This is a genomic window from Streptomyces lonarensis, from assembly GCF_012033735.1.
GTDB classification, from domain to species: Bacteria; Actinomycetota; Actinomycetes; order Streptomycetales; family Streptomycetaceae; genus Streptomyces; species Streptomyces lonarensis.
The window spans coordinates 1-3,473 of sequence record NZ_JAAVJD010000368.1 but is presented as its reverse complement, the minus strand read 5'-3'; the positions used below and the strand labels follow the sequence as shown (position 1 = coordinate 3,473).

3 protein-coding genes are annotated in these 3,473 nt (G+C 75.6%); 1 reads left to right on the top strand and 2 read right to left on the bottom strand.

Annotated features, from left to right (window positions below):
- Window positions 1-57 precede the first annotated feature (57 nt).
- Together HCN56_RS24540 and HCN56_RS24535 are read right to left on the bottom strand one after the other, a co-directional pair.
- Window positions 58-1,314, bottom strand: a complete 1,257-nt coding sequence (locus HCN56_RS24540) for a flavin-containing monooxygenase (RefSeq protein ID WP_167974691.1) — start codon at window positions 1,312-1,314, stop codon at window positions 58-60.
- Between the two features lie 280 nt (window positions 1,315-1,594).
- A complete protein-coding gene (locus tag HCN56_RS24535; RefSeq protein WP_167974689.1) occupies window positions 1,595-2,242 on the bottom strand; it encodes a TetR family transcriptional regulator in 648 nt (215 codons plus the stop codon).
- A 276-nt stretch (window positions 2,243-2,518) separates the two neighbouring features.
- Here HCN56_RS24535 and HCN56_RS24530 point away from each other — a divergent pair.
- A partial coding sequence (locus HCN56_RS24530; RefSeq protein ID WP_245246989.1) for a serine/threonine-protein kinase occupies window positions 2,519-3,473 on the top strand: 955 nt, incomplete at its 3' end.

Here is a 3,473-nt window from a genome sequence, read left to right as displayed (position 1 = left end):
GGCCAGGGCCGGCCTCGGTTCCACCGGTGCCCGTCCCGTCCGCCCGGCGTCGCGGTGTCAGCCGGCGGACTCCGGTTCCGCCGGTGCGGCCGGCGCCTGGGCGGCGTCCGCCGTGCGGCGGCCGCGTCCGCGACGGCGGCGTGCGGGTTCGGGTGCCGCGGCGCGCTCGGCGGCGAGCCTGGCCTCGGCGAGTTCGGCGGCCACCGCGTCCGCGACTCTCGGTGCGTCGCGGCCGATCTCGCGGAGCATCCCGCTGATCGGGTTGGTGTATCCGGTGAACCGCAGCCCCGGGGCGGCCGCGTGGGTGCGCGCCCCGTGGACCAGGGGCCTGCCGTCCTCGTTCAGCACGCCGAGATGGCCGACCAGCTCCTCCAGCCCCGTCCGGTAGCCGGTCGCCGCTATCACGGTGTCCGGGGTGATCTCCTCGCCGTCGGCCAGTCGGACCGCGTCGGCGGTGAAGGAGACGGGGGCGCCGACGATCTCCACCTTCCGGCGCCGGACGGCGCGGACCAGCCCGGTGTCGATCACCGGTATGGAGCCGCCGCGGGCGCGGGTGTGGAGCCCTTCCGCCGGGCTGGGCAGGCCGTGCTTCGGCACCGTCCGGGCGATCGGCCGGGCCAGCCGGTCGGCGACGGGCAGCGGCAGCCGCCGGGTCAGCACCCCGCCGGCCTGGGCGGGCCAGCCGAGGGTGGAGCGCCGCATGATGTGCGGTGAGGTGCGGACCGCGAGCCGGACCCGGGCGGCGCCCTGGGCGGCGAGTTCGACGGCGATGTCCGCGCCCGTGTTGCCGATGCCCACCACCAGTACGTCCCGGTCGCGGAAGGGTTCGGCGTCGCGGTAGTCGGCGGCGTGCAGCACCGTGCCGCTCCAGTCGGCCTGCCCCGGCCATTCGGGGAGGCGCGGGGTGTGGCTGTTGCCGGTCGCCACGACGACGGCCGAGGCGTGCAGGACCCGGCCGCCGTTGGCGGTGAGCCGCCAGCCGCCCGCCTCGTCGGCCTCCACACGGGAGACGGCCACGCCGGCCGCCAGCTCCAGCCGGTGGTGGCGGGCGTACCGCTCCAGGTAGGCGACGAAGTCGTCGCGGGAGACCCAGCGCCCGGCGGAGCGCGGGATCGGCAGCCCCGGCAGTGCCGACCAGCGGCGCGTGGTGTGCAGCCGGAGGCGTTCGTAGTGGTGGCGCCAGGAGGAGCCGACATCGCTGCCGCGTTCCAGCACGACGGCGCGCACACCGCGGTTCTTGAGTGCGGCGGCGGTCGCGAGCCCTGCCGGTCCGCCGCCTATGACATGGACCGGGGATATGTCGGCTGTCGGCATGGGCACGAGGATACGCACGCGGTTCGGCCGCCAGGAGGGGGCGTTCGCCGGCCCGGTCGCGCTGCCGTGCGCCCACCCGCGCGCCCTTGGCGCACGCGGGCCCCGCGGCAGAGGTGATCGGCCGTCACCCACGCGACGGACGAACCGAGATGACGGGCAGTCACGGGACGGCGTCCGTGCGGCGCCGGGCGCCGGGGCGCGGACGGCACCGGCGCGACAGGCCGGTGCCGGCGCCGCGCGCGGTGCCCCCGGTGACAGGGCCGGGTGGTGGTCGCCCGGCCTACTTCGTCGGCCGGCGCCCGGTCATGCCCAGCTGCACCAGTGCGGCCAGCGTCGGCTTCATCTCGGCCTGCTTGGCGCCGGCCGTCTGGAGGCTCTTGGTCTGCGCGGTGGCGCCGCAGACCATGGTCACCAGGGAGGCCGCCACGGCGGTCGCCGGCGGCTCGCCGGTGGCGCGGCTCTTGCTGCGCATCTCCTCCAGCGACTCCGCCAGCGGTTTGATGAGCGCCCCCAGGACCCGGCCCCTCAGGCGCACGAACCGGCGGTCGCCCTCGGCGGCGCTGACGTCGATGACGCGGAGGATCGCCTCGTGGCGGCGCCAGAAGGACTGGACGCCGTCCACCAGCTCCTCGGACGCCTGCTTGCCCGCCTTGCCGGCCCAGGAACGTCCGGAGACGAGCGCGGACAGCTCGCCGCTCTCCTGCACCGCCTCCGAGGCCAGCTCCAGCACGGCCGCCTCGATGTCGGGGAAGTACTGGTAGAACGTCGCCGGTGAGGTGCCGGCCTGGCGCGCCACATCGATGACCCGGACGTCCCGGTAGGGCGCCGAGCCGAGCATCTTGCCCAGGCAGTCCAACAGCTTCTGCCGCGTCGCCTGCCCGCGTCGCCCGGCCACCCGGCCGTCCACAGTCGTCACATTTCCTGTCATACCGTCAGCGTAGCTATATGTCATGTTTGCGCGATTCGGCAGCATCCGAACGGGTTTGTCGGTTTCCTGGGGTCGGGTGGGCGAGGCCCGCCGTCTCGGCGGGGAGTCGCCCCCCGGCGCCCGGTCCGGGGCCGCGAGCCGGGCGCACCCCGGTGCCGGACTGTCGGTGCCGCCAGGAAGAATCACCATCGGTCGGCGCCCGACTGGACCGCGACGCCCGGTGCGTAGTGAGATGCTTCAACAGGGCGAGGGAAGGCCGACGGGGAGGTGGCAGACATGGTGGACCCGCTGACGCAGCACGATCCGCGTCGGATCGGGCCGTTCGAGGTGCTCGGGCGGCTCGGGTCGGGCGGCATGGGCCTGGTCTACCTCGCCCGCTCGGCGTCCGGCCGCCGGGTCGCGATCAAGACCGTGCGCACCGAGCTCGCCGAGGACCAGCTCTTCCGGGTCCGCTTCACCCGCGAGGTCGAGGCGGCGCGCGCCGTCAGCGGCTTCTACACCGCGGCGGTCGTCGACGCCGACCCCCGCGCCGCCGTGCCGTGGCTCGCCACCGCCTACGTGCCGGCGCCCTCGCTGGAGGAGATCGTCAACGAGTGCGGCCCGCTCCCGCCGCAGGCGGTCCGCTGGCTCGCCGCCGGCATCGCGGAGGCCCTCCACTCCATCCACAGCGCCGGCCTGGTCCACCGCGACCTCAAGCCCTCGAACGTCCTCGTCGTCGAGGACGGGCCGCGCGTCATCGACTTCGGCATCGCCTCCGGCGTCTCCAACCAGCGGCTGACCATGACCAACGTCGCGGTCGGCACCCCCGCCTACATGTCGCCGGAGCAGGCGCGCGACTCCCGCGGCGTCACCGGCGCCAGCGACGTCTTCTCGCTCGCCTCCACCCTCGTCTTCGCCGCCACCGGGCACCCGCCGTACCACGGCGCCAACCCCGTCGAGACGGTCTTCATGCTGCTGCGGGAGAACCCCGACCTCGACGGGCTCCCCGACGAGCTGCACCCGCTGATCGAGTCCTGCATGCGGCACGCCGCCGACGAGCGGCCCAGCCCCGCCGACCTGCAGGCGCGGCTCGCCCCGCACCTCTTCTCCGCCGGGGACGACAGCGGCTCGGCCTCCGCCTGGCTGCCGCCGGGCGCCGTGGCGCTGATCGAGCGCCGCCGCGGCGGCCGCTCCAAGCCCCCGCCCCCGCCGCTCGGGCCCACCCCCTCGGCGCCGACCACCCCGCCCACCC